This window comes from Pseudomonas sp. GW821-FHT02C04 (assembly GCF_059421845.1).
Genome location: NZ_JBWKVT010000001.1, coordinates 1,254,673 through 1,272,621, shown reverse-complemented (window position 1 = coordinate 1,272,621; position 17,949 = coordinate 1,254,673). Strand labels below are relative to the sequence as shown.

The window sequence follows — 17,949 nt, the reverse complement described above, 5'->3', positions numbered from 1 at the left end:
ATTGTTCTAAAACCGGCCCTATAAAAAATGCCTGCCCGCTGCACATCAAAGGTAGGCAGGTACGTGGTTAAAGGATCTGCCCATGTTTTCCAGACTCACTTTGCTGGGCGTATGTCTTGTGCTGAGCCAGGCTATTTTTGCGCAGCCCCAACACGCCCTCACGGTCTACGGCGAAGCCCCGAAATACGCCCCGGACTTCCAGCACCTGGCCTACGCCAACCCCGACGCACCCAAGGGCGGCAGCCTGCGGCGTTCTTCGCTGGAAAGCGGTCCGTTCGATCACCTGATTCCCTATGTCGAAAAAGGCACCGGCGTCGCCGAGATCGATGGCTGGCTCTACGCGCCGTTGGCGTATCGCAGCAAAGACGAACCCTACAGCGTCTACGGCCTGGTGGCGCAACGCATGGAGCTGGACGCGGATCGGCGCTGGGTGCGTTTCTATCTCAATCCAGAGGCGCGTTTTGATGACGGCACGCCGATCACCGCCGAGGACGTGCGCTACACCTTCAAGCTGTTCACCACCCAGGGCAGCCTGAAGTACCGGCAGCAGTTTCGTGATGTCGCCGAGGTGCAGGTCGAGTCGCCGACGCAAGTGCGCTTCGTATTCAAGAACAACGACAGCCGCACCTTGCCGCTGGATCTGGCGGTGCTACCCGTACTGCCCGAGCACTGGTGGCGCACGCGGGACTTCGCCGAAGGCGCTGGTTTCGAGATTCCGCCCGGCAGCGGCCCCTATCGGGTCAGCGGGGTGGATGCCGGGCGCAGTGTGAAATTCCAGCGGGTTAAGGACTGGTGGGGCCAGGATCTGCCGGTCAGTCGCGGGCTCTACAACTTCGATCAGTTGAGTGTGGAGTTCTTCGCCGACACCGACGTATCACGGCAAGTGCTCAAGGCCGGCGGCTTCGATTACAACCGCGAATTCTCCGCCACCAGTTACACCATCGGTTACGCCGGTGCGGCGCTGGAGCAGGGCAAGTTGCTGCGTGAACACCTCGCTCCCGGTGCTGCTCAAGGCGCTCAGGGTTTCGTGTTCAACCTGCAGAAACCGATGTTTCAGGATCGCCGGGTGCGCCAAGCGATCGCCATGCTCTGGGATTTCGAATGGAGCAATCGGCAGATGATGCGCAGCATGTACCTGCGCCAGCGCAGTTACTTCTCCCACAGCGCGCTGTCAGCCACTGAATTGCCGGACGCCGAAGAACTGAAAATCCTCGAACCCTGGCGCGGCAAGATTCCCGATGAGGTGTTCAGCGAGGTGTTCGAGGCGCCGCGCACCGACGGCAGCGGCAACATCCGCGCGCAACAGTTGCAGGCGCTGAAACTGCTGGAGGCCGCCGGTTGGAAACCCCGTGGCGATCAGCTGGTGAATGCCGCCGGCGAGCCGCTGCAATTCACTTTTCTCAACGGCCAGAAAGGTTTCGAGCGCTTGCTGCTGCCGTTCAAACGCAACCTGGCGCAGATCGGCATCGGCTTCGATATTCGTCAGGTCGACACCGCGCAATACACCAACCGCGTGCGCAATCGCGACTACGACATGATCGTCGTCGGTTATCCGGTGAGTCAGGCACCCGGGCGCGAAATGTTCAATTACTTCGGCTCCGACGGCGCCGATGATCCGGGTTCCAACAACTACATGGTCCTGCGTGATCCGGCGGTGGATGCGCTGCTCGAAGGCGTGGTGCAGGCCGACAGTCGCGCGAGTCTGTTGCGCCATGCCCGGGCGCTGGATCGGGTGTTGCAGTGGGGCTACTACTGGGTTCCCAACTACTACCCGCCGGGAATCTCCACGGTGTGGTGGAACCGTTTCGGCCGGCCGGCGATTGCGCCGCTGTACGACGCTGGCCTCGACACCTGGTGGGAAATCAGTCCGACGGCGTTGACCGCCACACAGGCGCAAAAACAGCAAAAGGAGTTTGCCCATGTGGGGTTATAGTCTGCGGCGTCTGCTGCTGATCGTGCCGACCTTGTTGGCGATTCTGTTGGTGAACTTCGTGATCGTGCAGGCTGCGCCCGGTGGCCCGGTCGAGCAAGCCATCGCCCGTTTGCAGGGCATCGGTGTCGGCGGGGCGGTGGGCGCAAGTCATGTCGAAACCATTGGCGGCGAGTCCCGCGCGACCCGTGGCCTGGACCCGAAACTGGTGGCCGATATCGAGCGTCAGTACGGGTTCGACAAACCCGCCAGCGAGCGCTTGTGGCTGATGCTCAAGAGCTACGCGCAGCTGGATTTCGGCAAGAGTTTCTTTCGTGGCGCGACGGTGACGGAGTTGATCTGGCAGAAATTGCCGGTGACCTTGTCGCTGGGCCTGTGGGCGACGCTGATTACTTATCTGGTGTCGATCCCGCTGGGTATTCGCAAGGCGGTACACAACGGCTCGGCGTTCGATGTCTGGAGCAGTGCGGCGATCATCATCGGTTACGCGATGCCGGGCTTTCTCTTTGCCCTGTTGTTGATCGTGGTGTTTGCCGGCGGCACGGCGCTGGACTGGTTTCCGGTGCGCGGGCTGGTCTCGGACAACTTCGCCGAGCTGACGCCGTGGGGCAAGGTGGCGGATTACTTCTGGCATCTGGTGTTGCCGGTCAGCGCGTTAGTGATCGGTGGTTTCGCGACCCTGACGATCCTGACCAAGAACAGCTTCCTCAACGAGATCTCGCGGCTGTATGTCGTCACGGCCCGGGCCAAGGGGTTGAGTGAGCGGCAGGTGTTGTACGGACACGTGTTTCGCAATGCGATGCTGCTGGTGGTCGCCGGGTTGCCTCAGGCGCTGGTGACTGTGTTCTTCGGCGGCTCGCTGCTGATCGAGGTGATTTTTTCCCTCGATGGCCTCGGGCGCCTCAGTTACGAGGCGGCAGTGTCGAGGGATTACCCGGTGGTATTCGGTTCGCTGTTCATCTTCACCCTGTTCGGACTCTTGATAAAACTGCTGGGCGACCTGTGCTACACGCTGGTCGACCCGCGCATCGACTTCTCTGCGAGGACCGCCCGATGCTGACGTTATCTCCCATCGGACAGCGCCGCTGGGCGCGGTTCAAGGCCCATCGGCGCGGCTGGTGGTCGTTGTGGCTGTTTCTTGCGCTCTTTGGTTTGAGCCTTGGCGGCGAGCTGGTCGCCAACGAAAAACCGCTGTTGGTGAGCTACCAGGGCGGTTGGTATTTTCCGGCGTTCAAGCGTTACACCGAACAGGATTTCGGCGGCGAGTTGCCGTTTCAGCCCGACTATCGCAGCGCCCAGGTGCGCGAGCTGATCGAGGGGCAGGGCGGGCGAATGTGGTTTGCGCCGATCCCGTTCGGTTTCGACACGGTCAATTACGACCTCACGGAACCGGCACCGAGTCCTCCCACCGGTGAGAACTGGCTGGGCACCGACGATCAGGCACGGGATGTGCTGGCGCGGGTGATCTTCGGTACACGGGTATCGCTGCTGTTTGCCTTGGCGCTGACCGCGACCAGTGCCCTGATCGGCATCGCCGCCGGTGCACTCCAGGGCTATTACGGGGGTTGGATCGATCTGATCGGGCAGCGTTTGCTGGAGGTCTGGTCGGGGCTGCCGGTGCTTTATCTGCTGATCATTCTGTCGGGCTTCGTCGAGCCGAATTTCTGGTGGTTGCTGGGCATCATGGCGCTGTTTTCCTGGCTGAGCCTGGTTGACGTGGTGCGCGCCGAGTTTCTGCGCAGTCGGGGGCTTGAGTACGTGAAAGCCGCGCGGGCGCTGGGTGTCGGCGATGCCCAAGTGATTGTGCGACACATCCTGCCCAACGCCATGAGCGCGACGCTGACGTACCTGCCGTTCATTCTCACCGGAGCCATTGCGACGTTGTCTGCGCTGGATTTCCTGGGTTTCGGCATGCCGGCGGGCAGTGCTTCGCTGGGTGAATTGATCGGCCAAGGCAAGACCAATCTGCAAGCCCCGTGGCTAGGCCTGACTGCGTTCTTTGCGCTCGCGCTGATTCTTTCATTGCTCGTATTCATCGGCGAAGCGTGCCGTGATGCCTTCGACCCCAGGACTTGATATGCGTGAACACTTGATCGAAATACGCGACCTGCGAGTCGCCTTCAAAGGCCAGGAAGTGGTCCACGGCATCGACCTCGACATTCGTCCGGGGGAATGCCTGGCGCTGGTGGGGGAGTCCGGTTCCGGCAAATCGGTGACGGCCCACAGCATCCTGCAACTGCTGGACCCGGCCATCACCCGCATTGACGGCAGCATTCGTTATGGCGGCGAGGAATTGTTGGGCGTGCATGAGCGTTATCTGCGGCAACTGCGTGGTAACCGCATCGCGATGATTTTTCAGGAACCGATGAGTTCGCTGAACCCGTTGCACAGCATCGAACGGCAACTCGGCGAAAGTCTGGCGCTGCACAAAGGTCTGGCGGGCGCGGCGGCACGCAAACGGATTCTGGAGTTGTTGGAGCTGGTGGGCATTCAACGCCCGAGCGAGCGTCTGCAGGCCTATCCGCATCAGCTCTCCGGCGGGCAACGGCAGCGAGTGATGATCGCGATGGCGCTGGCGTGTGAGCCTCATTTACTGATCGCTGATGAGCCGACCACTGCCCTCGACGTTACCGTGCAGCGCAAGATCCTGCTGTTGCTCAAAGAGCTGCAACAACGACTGGGCATGGCGTTGCTGATCATCAGTCATGACTTGAATCTGGTGCGCACCATTGCCCAGCGTGTCGCGGTAATGCGCGGCGGCGAGATCGTTGAACAGGCGACTTGCGAGCAACTGTTCCGGGCGCCGGAGCATCCTTACAGCATCGAGTTGCTCAACGCCGAACCCGGTGGCGCGGCGCTATGCCGCGACGCCGGGGAGGATCTGCTGCTGGTTCGAGATCTCAACGTGCGCTTCCCACTCGGTGGCGGCTGGCTAAGACCCAAGTCGTATCTGCATGCGGTCAACGGTATTGATTTGACGCTGCAGCGAGGCAAGACCCTGGGCATTGTCGGTGAATCCGGCTCGGGGAAATCCACCCTCGGTCAGGCAGTCCTGCGATTGATCGAGGCCGAAGGCAGCATTCGATTCGAGGGCGAAGCGCTGGAGCAACTGAGCGGAAAACAACTGCGGCCGCTGCGCAAACGCCTGCAAGTGGTGTTTCAGGATCCGTTCGGTAGCCTCAGCCCACGCTTGTGCGTGGAGCAGATCATTGCCGAGGGCTTACAGGTGCACAGTGACTTGAATGCGCTAGAGCGTGAACAGGCCGTGATCGATGTATTGAAGGAAGTCGGGCTCGACCCTGCTACACGCCATCGCTATCCCCACGAGTTCTCCGGCGGGCAGAGGCAACGCATTGCGATTGCCCGGGCGCTGGTCCTGAAACCGGATCTGATATTGCTTGATGAGCCGACTTCGGCGCTGGATCGCACAGTACAAAAACAGATCGTCGCGCTGTTGCGCCGATTGCAGGAGGAACACGGGCTGGCCTATTTGTTTATCAGTCATGACCTGGCGGTGGTACGAGCGCTGGCCCACGACTTGATCGTGATGAAGGATGGCGAGGTGGTGGAGCGTGGGGAAACGGCCGAATTGTTTCGCTCGGCACAGCATCCGTACACGAGGGAGTTGTTGGCGGCATCGATTGTGGCACCGGTCACGACGGGCCAGAGCAGACAGGAGATCAGCCTTTCAAACACGGCACACATCCGGTAAATTCCGCATCCCCACTCGTACAAGGATGTAAACGATGGCAAAGCCTGCCGCGCGCCTCAGCGACCTCAATGCCTGCCCCGTCACTGGCCACGGTACCAATCCCAGCACCAGTGGTTCGCCCAATGTGAACATCAACGGCATGCCGGTGCTGCGCGTCGGTGACGCCACGGCTTGCGGTGATAGCGTGACCGAAGGCATCGGCAACATCCTGATCAATGGCAAGCCCATCGCCTTTCTCGGCAGTGCCACCGCTCATGGCGGCATGATCATTACCGGTTCCGGCGATGTGTTCGTCGGCACCCAGGTCGGCTCCGCTCCTTTCACTCCGATCATTACCGTACCCAAGCACAGTGAGCGCTTCCAGCTGGTGGACGAAGGCACCGGCGAAGCCATTCCCGACATGCTCTATTGCATCGAAACCGGTGACGGTCAGCGTCTGGTCGGCCACACCGACAATCACGGTAATGCGGCACGGGTATTCACTGCCGATCCGACATCGATTGTCGTGCAATGGGGCAAGGAAGCTGCCGCTCACCTGGATGCCCTGGGCATTGATTACTAAGGAAAGTTGAACGTGCCACCACCGAAAAAAAAGCAGGTACAGACCAGTGATCAACATGGGACTACTCAGGTCAAGGGGACGCTCAAGTACGATTATGTGACGGTGGTAGGCTCCTACCACATCAGTAGCTGGACCGAGTTTCGCGGGAATTACGGCAACAAGATGAGTTTCATCAACCAGGGTGTCGGACAGCTAAGCGACTACTTGCGTATTAAAATGGGGGCTGCGGACAAAACCTTCTTTCTGCTGTTTACAGCCGAGTACGACCCCAAAATGCGCGCGACGCTCAAAGAGCTTGTCGTCAATAAATACAAAGCCGAATACCTGGAGATCGATTCCGCCGCCGAACTGGTTGCCTTTATAAACAAGCGGGTCGAAGAGAAGCGCGAGATCAAACAGCTCGACATTTTTGCCCACGGCGTGGTGTTCAATATCGAGTTCGGTTACGAAATCGAAGGCAAGGACACCACCTATCGCTTCGGGCCTGCCCAGGCCAGCCAGTTGAAGCCTGACGCCTTTGCCCTGGGCGCCAATATCTTTTCGTACGCTTGCCGAACCGGGTTAGGTGTGAACGAGACGGCGGTGGTCAGAGAAGGTCAGGAGCATTACGAACTCAGCCTCGCACAACAACTTGCCGAGGCAACCGGGGCAACCATTCATGCTTACCCGCGACGCAGTCTTTACGATCAAACGTATGGCAGCGATGCAGATCGCGATGGTTTGGAGGGGGCGAAAGCGCGTATAGCGTCGGACGAAAAAGCCAAATCTACGTTCAGGATCAAGAAAGCGGGTTATGAACGACGTCTTGCTGAATATAGATTGTCAAAAAAGGACGACACCCTGGCGCTGCCCGGCGAAACAGCTCCGGTCCAGCCGCCGGATCAGGCGACCGAAAACGATAGAAAGCTGTCGATGCATGCCCAGAGTCGTGCGAAGAACGAAAAGAACATGAAATTTCCGCTGGACGATTACGGCGCTGTCGGAAAAGTTCGTTCAGGCAATACGCCTTTGGGGCCACCGAAGCAGCAACTGAAGTTTAAAAAGGGGCAACCGGCGCAACCATGACTGTCAATTTTCATAAGCGCGTGGTCGTCATAGCGGCTTTTTTGCTGGTTTTTAGTGCAATGGGTTTGTATCTGCACACAAGGGAAGATGCGATGAGCGAGAAAGTAATGATGTATTACGGCGACTGGAGCCCGGAAGAAAACCGTTTTGATGCAACAAAATGGTTTCGTAACGACCTGTACCGTCGTGATGTTGTCGAGGGCAAGGCAAGCGCCGTGACCATGTTGCGTAATCGACCATTGCCTTTCAAGTCGAGCGACAACGATGAATTGGTAGCGGGTGCCATTGTGGCCCTTGAAGCGGCCGATCCAGCGGTCAATGGCGACTCGCTCGGCAACGCCTGGCCGATGCTGATTCCGCGAATTCGTTATCGCTACAGCGCTTTTGAAGCACCGGACAAGCCGCAGGATTATTACAATATTTATTTGAAGTATCAGGGTGAGCGGTATGTCATCACCTTCGCCCGTGATGCGCAGACAGGTGAAATCATCCCCGGGGGCAACGTCCAGTTGATGTACCCCGACAGTGAGACCCAGATCGCCGATCGTGAGGTCTTCAAGGAGCTGGACGCCGCCGGCATCCAATGACGCTGAAATGAAAAATCCCGCCATCAAGGCGGGATTTTTTTGGGCTGGCCTGCGACTTACGCCGGGAACAGCTCGGACAGTTTCATCGACAGCATCATGTCGCCTTCAACGCGCAGCTTGCCGCCCATGAAGGCCTGCATGCCGTCGGTTTCGCCGCTGACGATGCCTTTCAGGGTTTCGCTGTCCAGCACCAGTGTGCAGTTGGCGTCGGCGTTTTCGCCTTCCTGGATGTCGCAAGTGCCGTCTTTGACGATCAGGGCGTAGTGCTTGTCTTCGTCAGTGATGTTGAAACCGAAGATCAGATCCAGACCGGCAGCAGCGGCTGGGTTGAACTTGGCTTGCATTGCTTTTACGGCATCAGCTACGGAGGTCATGGTTCGATCCTTTTTGGTTGATTGCAGCAGGGTCACAGTAATCCGGACTCAGCGAAAAGTGATGAGTTCCGGGGCCTTCAGCAGTTGCAGGTGTGCATGACTGTTGAAGGAAGCCAGAGCCACCTCGCGACCGCGGAACTTCAGCTGGTTGAGCGAGGTGTTGACGATTTGCCAGTTCAGTTCAAAGGCCTGCCGGGCAGGCATTTGCGTTATCAGGTGGAGCAGGGCGGTGATGGTGCCGCCCGAGGTGAACACTGCAATTTTCTGGTTGTTGTCGGCCTGATCAAGTAGGCGGTTCAGCCCGGCCTGGACCCGCTCGACGAACCCCAGCCAGCTTTCCAGCCCCGGCGTGTCGTAGGTGCCGGCCAGCCAGCGTTCAATGATCAGGGCGAAGATGCGCTGGAACTCGCCACGGTTCTGTGCGGCGTTGCGCAGGATCTCCAGCGCTTCGGGTTCTTCGGGCAGCATGGCCGGGAGCAGGGCGCGGATCACGGCGTCGGCGTCGAATTCGTTGAAGGCCGAATCGATTTCCAGAGCAGGGACCGGCAGGCCGACGGCGGCGAACTGTTCCAGCGCGCTGTTGGCCGTGTGTTGCTGACGTCGCAGATCGCCCGACAGGCAGCGATCGAAGCTGACGCCTAGCTCGGCGAGGTGGCGGCCGAGGATTTCTGCCTGGCGTACACCGGTCGGCGACAGGACGTCATAGTCGTCTGCACCGAAGGAGGCCTGGCCATGTCGAATCAAGTAGATGCTGCCCACGTCCGCGTCATCCCGGTACGTTGAAGGTTGTGGCGAGGTTATGGGGATGGCGGAGAGCTGTCAATGAAAAAACATACGCTTGTTTGAAATGCCCGTTACAGGCCTGTTTCCAGAGGTTTCACGGCTGGCCGACGAAGCAGTGCATGGGTATGCTGGAGGTATCCCGCGCGTGTTAAGCAATTGCGCATCGTTTGAAGGAGTCACTGTGGAGTTTTTGACTGAATACGCCAGTTTCCTGGCCAAGACCGTGACACTGGTCATCGCGATTCTGGTGGTGCTGGCCAGTTTTGCTGCATTGCGCAGCAAGGGCCGACGCAAGTCCGCGGGCCAGTTGCAGGTCAACAAGCTCAATGATTTCTATAAAGGCCTGCGTGAGCGGCTGGAGCAGACCCTGCTCGACAAGGATCAGCTCAAGGCCTTGCGCAAGGGCGAGGCCAAGGCCGAGAAGAAACAGAAGAAGAACCCGGACGCCAAACCGCGTGTATTCGTGCTGGATTTCGATGGCGACATCAAGGCGTCGGCCACCGAAAGTCTGCGTCACGAAATCACTGCGCTGCTGACCCTGGCTACACCGAAGGATGAAGTGGTCCTGCGTCTGGAGAGTGGCGGCGGCATGGTTCACAGCTATGGCTTGGCCTCGTCGCAACTGGCGCGCGTCCGTGACGCCGGCGTGCCATTGACGGTGTGTATCGACAAGGTCGCGGCGAGCGGCGGCTACATGATGGCCTGCATCGGCGAGAAGATCATCAGCGCACCGTTTGCCATTCTCGGCTCGATCGGTGTGGTGGCGCAGCTGCCGAACGTCAATCGCCTGCTGAAAAAGCATGACATCGATTTCGAAGTGCTGACCGCTGGCGAATACAAGCGCACCCTCACCGTGTTTGGCGAAAACACCGAGAAGGGCCGGGAGAAATTCCAGGAAGACCTGGACATCACCCATAAACTGTTCAAGAACTTCGTCGCCCGTTATCGCCCGCAACTGGCGATCGACGAAGTGGCCACGGGCGAGGTCTGGCTCGGCATCGCGGCGCTGGAAAAGCAATTGGTGGATGAACTCAAGACCAGTGACGAATACCTGGCCGAGCGCGCCAAGCAGTCAGAGGTCTATCATCTGCACTACGCCGAACGCAAAAGCCTGCAGGAGCGTATCGGCATCGCGGCCAGCGGCTCGGTGGATCGCGTGTTGCTGAGCTGGTGGAGCCGGCTGACCCAGCAACGTTTCTGGTAAGTGTTGCGTACGCTCGTGAGGTTTCACCCTCGCGAGCGTGAAACACTTTTATCGTAAGACAGTGCGGTATATAGGTATTTTATCGTCGCGTAATGTTGTTGTTTTGGTGGGGAATACATCAACTAATCGCGCTGTATTGAATGTTGTTTCAACTTTATTCTGAATGTTCACTTCAGGATGAGAGTTGTTAAACATGGATGTTGAAAAGAGTCGATCAAGTTTGCCCGGCATGACGCCAGCTCAACAAGGCGTCTTCTTTGAGTTATATAAAAAACAAATGCCCGCCTGGCTGCTTGAATCTTCAGAGGTCGCTCGCAATGATCTCTATGAAAGTTTCAAGGCCAGTTTCAAATCCCGCCATGCCGCGCTGGAAAAACTGCGGACGCTAAAATCCCCACAGAGCTTTTGCACACCCCTTCTGGCCAAGGCCATGGCTGAGAAACTGGGCGAGCCCTTCGAAGTCGATGGGGCGATTTTTCAACACGTACGCTCCACATCCAGTCTGTTGGGGCTGCGCAAGAAACTGGTGTTACCGATCGATCGCAATCTGTTGACGGCCGCTTGTGAAAATTTCGAGTTGTCTGAAACCTTGGCCAGCAGCTATCACGAGAGCTCTTTGCTCTACATTCCACAGAAAGTAACGGGGCGATTCAATCGGGTATTGCCGATAAAGCCCCATGAGTTCGCCAGACTTTGCCGATACCTGGATCTTGGCAAGCAATACCAGAAACATGTGGAAGGTTTTTTTGGCAGCGACACTCAAATCGCCAGTTTGCAGGAAACATCCGTCGCTTGTTCCAGAGATCAGTTCGATGTTGATCGGCATATCGCCTATATGCGTGGTCACATCGGTGCCGATGTTTATCAGATGCTCAACTCGGTCAAGAACTCTGAATCCCCGATCAAACTGGGCAAGAACACGCTTGGCTATCAAAGTCTTGAAATGCTTGGGGTGCAACTTCGAGGCGCCATGTTCATCGGCCTGATCAGCGAGCCAGAGGAAGACGATTACCGTTGTGTGATCTATATGCCGGGCGATCATGATCATCCCTTGAAAGAGTATGCGTCGTTCCAAAAATTCGAACTTGAGCTGAGCGGGCGTTTACGCAATCCCGAGTTTCGGCGTTTTTTCATGCGATTCCTGCCTATGCAGGATCGCTCGCTTTTCCTTACGGGTCTGAGTGTGCGCTTGTTGGATGTCAGGCCGAACCAGTTTCCCATTACTTCGAGCTATCTGCCTCTGACAGGCATCGATCTTGAAGGTGACGCAAAACAAGATCTGTTTCTGGCCATCTTCCAGCACCGCGCAGCGCAGGTGCGGGCCGACACTCGTTTGCTGGTGGTGCCCACCGATGATGAAGATGAGAAAACCCGTCTGGCCAGGCTGGACACCTACAAAGCCATCGGACTGAATACGCTGTTGTTTTTTGTCTCCTTTGTGCCGGTTCTCGGCGAAGTCCTGTGCGCCGTTGCCGGGCTGCAATTACTCGGCGAGATTTACGAGGGCATCGACAGCTGGGCTCACGGCGATCAGGAGCATGCCGCCGATTGTCTGTTTGACACCCTCGAGAACCTGATCCTCATGGCGGGCTTCGCCGCTGGCGGTGTGGCCACCGGCAAGGCTTATAGAGTCGTGCGTTCGTCGAGTTTCATGCAAGGGTTGCGGCGTGTCCCGGTTGGCACGATGTCGCATCGACTCTGGAATCCGGACATGACCGCTTACCGATATCGTGAATCCTTGCCTGGCAATCTTGCTGCCGATGCGCAAGGGTTGGTCTGGCGTGCAGACAAGCGCTATTTGCCGCTGGGCCCCGATGCGTACGCGGTGCGTCCGGTAACCGGCACCGGCTTGTGGGAGGTGCATGACCCGCAGTTGCCCGAACGCTATTCACCTTTACTTGAGACCAACGGTGCGGGCGCCTGGCGTCACGACTCCGAGCTGCCTCACGAATGGAGCTCTTTGACCCTGTTCCGTCGTTTGGGATTCCGGGAAGAGAAGGTTTCAGATACTCGTGCGCTGCAAGTCATCGCGGCCAGTGGCATCGACGAGGCGGCTATGCGCCAGTTGTTTGTCGAAAGCGGCAAACCGATGGCGGTTTTGACGGACTCTGTAAGACGTTTTCGCGCAGATACCGACGTCGGGTTGTTCATGGAGCAGATCGCCGTACCGGCTTCTGCACCCATGGCAGATGCCGATTTGCAGTTGTATTTGTTGACGGGGGCAGGGCGTTGGCCACGGGACATGGCAATCATTGTGGAGGACGTCGCCGGCTTCGAAGTGACGCGCTATGGTGCAGACAATGCGGCCCGGCAGGTGAAAATCAGTGAGGACGTGCTGAGCAAGGGACAGTTCCATGCTCCACTGTTGGCCGCACTCAATGCCAGTGAGCGTTCACGCTTGCTGGGTTCGGCCACTGTGGAGTCGAAAAACCAGTCTGCGCTATTGGCCAGTCACATTGCCGCGCTGGCACCGCGCATGCGCATGGCGATGATGGATCGGCTGTTCCGGCGAGCCGATATCTGCGAACTGTCCAGGGGCGAGCCGATCATCAAGGCCTTTCCAGGACTTTCAGCCAGTGCCATCGACGAACTGGTTCAGCATGCCGATGCGCGTGAGTGGGAGCAGTTGGAGTCCGATACCGTACCGCTGCGTCTGGCCGAAGAGGCGCGGCGCTATCAGCAGATCCAGCGTCTGAACCGGGCATACGAGGGTTTGTATCTCGATGCGGCCTGCGGACGCGATCCCGACATGCTGATACTCGACACGTTGATCCATTTGCCCGGCTGGCCTGGCGATGTGTTTGTCGAAATTCTGGATTGGGGTGTATATGCCGATCAGCGGGCAACCGTCGGCCCGAGTGACGCCGCACACAAGGTGCTGATCGAAGCCTACGCCGAGCGCTATCAGGGCCAGGACACGCGTCACACTGTCGTCTCCAGTCAGCCGACGCGCACCCGGGCGAATTTCTTCCAGACATTGTGGGAAAGCCTCCCGACCCACAGTCGCAAGGCCATCGGGGTCGACAAGGACATCGATGGCACTGGCTTGCGGCAGAAAATCACTGCATTGGCACTGCAGCGGCGCGAAGCATTCGCCAAGGTGCTGGAAATTGAACCGGTGAGCGCCGATTACCGTTCACCGATGGGCCTGGCGGATCGTCGGATCGAGCAAGCCTTCGTCCAGCAGTCGGCTCCTTCGAGTTCTGCACCGGGAACATCTCCCGTGCTCATGCGCCGGGCGCAGGAGCTGTATCCGGCCCAGTCCCCCGCGCAGCTCAAACGTTTCGTGACCTCGCTGGGCACCGACGAAGTCTTGGCCATCAGATCGCTGGAGCGGCTGCGCGAGCAATACCGGACGATGGTCGAAACCCTGGAGCGCTGGACTCACCGCGATACGTATTATCAGGAAAAGGAGGGACCGAGACTCAAGGTGCCGACCCATAGCAAGGCCCGGGCAATGCAAGCCATTTTGCGCGCCTGGCGCAAGGAAACCCGCCACTCCGTGCACTCGGGTCATCCGACCTACAGTCTGACATTCGATGCAGCGCCGCTGGGGGAAATGCCGACCCTCGTTGGTGATTTTGCCCACATCACCGCTTTGGAGATGAGTGGCGTTGGCGCCAGCGCGGGGTTGAACACATTTTTGCGTAACTTTACCGGATTGCGGGTGCTGAATTGTCAGGGAACGGGTTGACGCGCATTCCTCTTGCGATCGGGGATATGCCGGCGCTGACCGGGCTGGATCTGAGCAATAACAGCATTCGCCTGACCGAGCGATCGATGCAGGAGCTGGGCGGCAAACAGCATTTGCGCACGCTGGATCTTGGGTTCAACTCGACGTTGGGGCAGACGCCTGATGTCAGTGCGATGCGCAGTTTGCGTCATCTTAATCTGCGTGACACCGGCATCAGCGAATGGCCCGGGAAAACCGATGTACTGGCGCATCTGGAGTCTCTCGATTTGCGCAACAACAGGATCGTCGATATCCCGTTGTCTGTGTTCACCTCCCGCGCGGTACTGAATCGTGGCACCACGATCGATGGCAACCCGCTGTCGGCGGCAAGCCTGAAAGACATCGCTGCGTACCAACAGTCACAAGGCATAAGCCTCGGCGTGCTCACCACCGAGTACGCCCGCACCATACGATTGGCGGGTGATCGTGAGGGGGCCGGGTGGGTCAACGGCTTGCCGACTGTGGAAATCGGCCGGGCGAAGCAAGTGCTGTCATCGCTGTCGGCGGCCCCGGACTCCCGGGATTTTTTTGAAGTGCTCATGCAACTGCGTGAAACGGCCGATTACTCCCGAACCCGCGAACAGCTCGGGCAGCGGGTGTGGAATGTGCTGGAGGCAGCTTGTGAGGACGACACGTTGCGTCGAGCCCTGTTTCGCATGGCCCGGACAGGTTGGGTCAGTGCACCCAATGTTGCGGGGCTGTTCAGCGATCTGGAGGTCAGGGTGCTGTGTTATCGGGCAGCGGCGGCGGCCCGCACCGGTACACAGACACTCGAAGGCGACCTGGTCCGTCTGTTGCGCGGGTTGTTCCGTTTGCAGCAGGTGGAAAAGCAAGCGTTGCTCGATATTGCGCGACGTTCCCGCTCGGGGACCTTCACTCAACGTCAGGCGCTGGATGTCAGCCTGATTTACCGGGTGAGACTGGCACAACGCCTGGCGTTGCCGGCACAACCCACAGAGCTGAATATGCCGCTGGATACCGAGGTGACTGACGCGCAGATCGATCACGCGTATCTGGAGGTCGTCAGGGCCGAGCAGACGGCACAACTGTCCGAGTCGGTCAGCAGGCAGGAGTTCTGGGCGGAGTATTTGCTGACGACACGTCAGGATGCATTTACCAGCGTTCTCGATCGCAGTGCGCAAGCGTTTTCGCGATTGGAGGCACAGGTCGGGTTGTCTCGTGAGGCTGCCAGTCAGCAAATGACGACGATCTTCGACAACTTCAGAAATGAAAGCCTGGAACTGCGCAAACAGCTGACCAATGCAGCATTGGCGAGGCATCCAGGTTTGACCTTGCCAGTCACGCCGGGGCCCAACAGGTTAGGAACGAGAGAGGGATAAGCAGAGACACCCGAGCCCGCGCAGGCGGGCTCGGGGTACACGGTCAGCGGCGACGGAACAGCGGCAGCGGTTCGTCAGTGGCGGCCTGATAGGTCACCGAGAAGTCCTTGAGGCTTTCAAGGGCGTCGTACGGGTCTTTGTCCGCACGCAGGGCGAAGGCATCGAAGCCGCAACGGCGCATGTAGAACAGTTGGTCGCGCAGCACGTCGCCAATCGCCCGCAGTTCGCCTTTGAAACCGTAACGGTCACGCAGCAGGCGGGCGTTGGAGTAGTTGCGGCCATCGGTGAACGCCGGGAAGTTCAGGGCAATCACCTGGAACTCATTCACGTCGTCACCGATTTCCTCGGCTTCTTCGTCGGCATCCAGCCACACACCCAGACCGCCATCGCGGGCCTTGAGCATGCGGCTGTGTTCACGCCACAGCTGCAGCGGGACGATCAGGTCGTCGCAGTTGCTGATCTCGTCGATATTGAAATCCTTGGGCAGCAGGTGCCAGGTTTCGTCGACGACCTCGTTGTTCTTAATGATTCGCTGCATAGACGCGTTCCTTGAAGAGGTCGATGCCAATACGCTGGTAGGTGTCAATGAAGCGCTCGTCTTCGGTACGTTGCTCCACGTACACGTCGATCAGCTTGGAGATCACATCCGGCATGGCGTCTTGGGCGAAGGACGGGCCGAGGATCTTGCCCAGGCTGGCGTCACGGCTGGCGCTGCCGCCGAGGGAGACCTGATAGAACTCCTCACCTTTCTTGTCCACGCCGAGGATGCCGATGTGGCCGACATGGTGGTGACCGCAGGCGTTCATGCAGCCGGAGATGTTCAGGTCCAGCTCACCGATGTCGAACAGGTAGTCCAGGTCGTCGAAGCGGCGCTGGATCGATTCGGCGATCGGGATCGACTTGGCGTTGGCCAGGGAGCAGAAATCACCGCCAGGGCAGCAGATGATGTCGGTCAGCAGGCCGATGTTCGGCGTAGCGAAACCACTCTCACGCAGCTCGCCCCACAGGGTGAACAACTGGCTCTGCTCGACGTCGGCCAGAATGATGTTCTGTTCGTGGGAGGTGCGCAATTGACCGAAGCTGTAGCGGTCGGCCAGGTCGGCGACGGCGTCGAGCTGCTTGTCGGTGATGTCGCCCGGTGCAACACCGGTCGGCTTCAGGGACAAAGTCACGGCCACGTAGCCCGGCTTCTTGTGTGCCAGGGTATTGCGGGTGCGCCAGCGGGCGAAACCCGGGTGTTCCTTGTCGAGGGTGGCCAGTTCGGCGTCTTGATTGCTCAGCGCCTTGTAGTCCGGGTCGACGAAGTGTTTGGCGACGCGATGCAGTTCGGCTTCGGTCAGGGTGGTCTGGCCGCCGCGCAGGTGTTCCATTTCGGCATCGACTTTCTGGGCGAAGACTTCTGGAGTCAGCGCTTTGACGAGGATCTTGATCCGCGCCTTGTATTTGTTGTCGCGACGGCCGTAGCGGTTGTAAACCCGCAGGATCGCGTCGAGGTAGCTCAACAGGTCCTGCCACGGCAGGAACTCGTTGATGAAGGCGCCCACCACCGGAGTACGACCCAGACCGCCGCCGACCAGCACGCGGAAACCGAGTTCGCCCGCGGCGTTGTGCACTGGCTCAAGGCCGATGTCGTGGACTTCGATGGCCGCACGGTCGGAGGTCGAACCGTTGACGGCGATCTTGAATTTGCGTGGCAGGTAGGCGAATTCCGGGTGGAACGTGGTCCACTGACGAACGATTTCGCACCACGGACGCGGGTCGATCAGCTCATCGAACGCAACACCGGCAAACTGGTCGGTGGTGACGTTGCGCAGGCAGTTGCCGCTGGTCTGGATCGCGTGCATCTGCACGGTGGCCAGTTCCGCGAGGATGTCCGGGATGTCTTCGAGTGCCGGCCAGTTGAACTGTACGTTCTGGCGGGTACTGATGTGGGCGTAGCCCTTGTCGTAGTCGCGGGCAATCTTGGCCATCATGCGCATCTGACGCGAAGTCAGTTGGCCGTAGGGCACCGCCACTCGCAACATCGGCGCGAAACGCTGGATGTACAGGCCATTCTGCAGGCGCAGGGGGCGGAATTCTTCTTCGCTCAGCTCACCTGCCAGATAGCGTCGGGTCTGATCACGGAACTGCTTGACGCGGTCCTCGATGATCCGCTGATCGTACTCGTCGTATACGTACATATAAGTCCTGTTCTCAGGCTTTGGGCTACTCGGAAAACGCTGCGTTTTCGCTTGCTGGAGTCCGATGGTGCCTCTGCAATTACGCGCGCACGGCCGCGCACTCCCTAATGGAGCCGGGGCAATATACCCGTTTGCAGTTATGCGCAAAAGTGATGTTTGAGTATATGGAAAGAACCAAAACGACTAACGAGAATCACTGTTAACTAACCCACATTTGTCGTGCGGACAATCATCGTCTTAACTGTGGTCGAGTCTTTCTGCAATCACCGATAAAACCGACAAGAGGCGATGCAATGAGCAACCCAACCAAGGCAAGGAAAAGCGATAGCAGTGTCGATGCATGGGCCATTCTGTTCCTGATCATTCTGGTCGTTGGAACAGCGGTGTTCTGGGTCAGTCATCAGTAAAACGACCCCTCCGGGCCCGCCTCCGACGATTGTCGGACAAAAAGCGGGATCAGGCGCTAATGGCCGGCGATT

At 58.7% G+C, this 17,949-nt stretch carries 14 protein-coding genes; 10 read left to right on the top strand and 4 right to left on the bottom strand.

The window, feature by feature from the left end; translation table 11 throughout:
- Positions 1–82: 82 nt before the first annotated feature.
- From AC07VV_RS05770 to AC07VV_RS05740, 7 genes are read left to right on the top strand one after another with little or no spacing between them, the layout of a single operon-like run.
- Positions 83–1,933, top strand: a complete 1,851-nt coding sequence (locus AC07VV_RS05770) for an extracellular solute-binding protein (protein WP_495035615.1) — start codon at positions 83–85, stop codon at positions 1,931–1,933.
- Positions 1,920–2,990 (top strand): microcin C ABC transporter permease YejB, encoded by a 1,071-nt coding sequence (locus AC07VV_RS05765; protein WP_192558157.1) that lies wholly within the window; start codon positions 1,920–1,922, stop codon positions 2,988–2,990. The genes AC07VV_RS05770 and AC07VV_RS05765 overlap by 14 nt, the downstream gene beginning before the upstream one ends.
- Positions 2,984–4,006 (top strand): ABC transporter permease, encoded by a 1,023-nt coding sequence (locus tag AC07VV_RS05760; RefSeq protein ID WP_495035614.1) that lies wholly within the window; start codon positions 2,984–2,986, stop codon positions 4,004–4,006. The genes AC07VV_RS05765 and AC07VV_RS05760 overlap by 7 nt, the downstream gene beginning before the upstream one ends.
- 1 nt (position 4,007) lies before the next feature.
- On the top strand, positions 4,008–5,642 hold the full coding sequence (locus tag AC07VV_RS05755; RefSeq protein ID WP_495035613.1) for an ABC transporter ATP-binding protein: 1,635 nt from the start codon (positions 4,008–4,010) through the stop codon (positions 5,640–5,642).
- Between the two features lie 34 nt (positions 5,643–5,676).
- On the top strand, positions 5,677–6,204 hold the full coding sequence (locus tag AC07VV_RS05750; RefSeq protein ID WP_495035612.1) for a PAAR domain-containing protein: 528 nt from the start codon (positions 5,677–5,679) through the stop codon (positions 6,202–6,204).
- A 12-nt stretch (positions 6,205–6,216) separates the two neighbouring features.
- Positions 6,217–7,269 (top strand): hypothetical protein, encoded by a 1,053-nt coding sequence (locus tag AC07VV_RS05745; RefSeq protein ID WP_495035611.1) that lies wholly within the window; start codon positions 6,217–6,219, stop codon positions 7,267–7,269.
- Complete coding sequence (locus AC07VV_RS05740) at positions 7,266–7,856, top strand: hypothetical protein (protein WP_495035610.1); 591 nt, start codon at positions 7,266–7,268, stop codon at positions 7,854–7,856. Before AC07VV_RS05745 ends, AC07VV_RS05740 begins: the two co-directional genes overlap by 4 nt.
- Positions 7,857–7,912: 56 nt before the next feature.
- Here AC07VV_RS05740 and AC07VV_RS05735 read toward each other — a convergent pair whose 3' ends face one another.
- Together AC07VV_RS05735 and AC07VV_RS05730 are read right to left on the bottom strand one after the other, a co-directional pair.
- Positions 7,913–8,230, bottom strand: a complete 318-nt coding sequence (locus AC07VV_RS05735; protein WP_085730743.1) for an SCP2 sterol-binding domain-containing protein — start codon at positions 8,228–8,230, stop codon at positions 7,913–7,915.
- 48 nt (positions 8,231–8,278) lie between these two features.
- On the bottom strand, positions 8,279–8,989 hold the full coding sequence (locus AC07VV_RS05730) for a histidine phosphatase family protein (protein ID WP_495035609.1): 711 nt from the start codon (positions 8,987–8,989) through the stop codon (positions 8,279–8,281).
- A gap of 205 nt (positions 8,990–9,194) precedes the next feature.
- On the opposite strand from AC07VV_RS05730, the gene sohB reads away from it, so the two are divergent.
- The 3 genes from sohB (at position 9,195) to AC07VV_RS05715 (ending at position 15,290) form a co-directional block, all read left to right on the top strand.
- Entirely contained in the window at positions 9,195–10,217 is a 1,023-nt protein-coding gene (gene sohB / locus AC07VV_RS05725; RefSeq protein WP_495035608.1) for a protease SohB, read from the top strand.
- Between the two features lie 193 nt (positions 10,218–10,410).
- Entirely contained in the window at positions 10,411–13,911 is a 3,501-nt protein-coding gene (locus AC07VV_RS05720; protein WP_495035607.1) for a dermonecrotic toxin domain-containing protein, read from the top strand.
- A complete protein-coding gene (locus tag AC07VV_RS05715; protein ID WP_495035606.1) occupies positions 13,908–15,290 on the top strand; it encodes an NEL-type E3 ubiquitin ligase domain-containing protein in 1,383 nt (460 codons plus the stop codon). The genes AC07VV_RS05720 and AC07VV_RS05715 overlap by 4 nt, the downstream gene beginning before the upstream one ends.
- 43 nt (positions 15,291–15,333) lie before the next feature.
- Here AC07VV_RS05715 and AC07VV_RS05710 read toward each other — a convergent pair whose 3' ends face one another.
- Both AC07VV_RS05710 and AC07VV_RS05705 read right to left on the bottom strand, forming a co-directional pair.
- A complete protein-coding gene (locus AC07VV_RS05710; protein WP_096819964.1) occupies positions 15,334–15,828 on the bottom strand; it encodes a DUF934 domain-containing protein in 495 nt (164 codons plus the stop codon).
- Positions 15,812–17,470: a nitrite/sulfite reductase gene (locus AC07VV_RS05705; protein WP_495035605.1), complete on the bottom strand. Its 1,659-nt coding sequence runs from the start codon at positions 17,468–17,470 to the stop codon at positions 15,812–15,814. Before AC07VV_RS05705 ends, AC07VV_RS05710 begins: the two co-directional genes overlap by 17 nt.
- Positions 17,471–17,949: the final 479 nt, after the last annotated feature.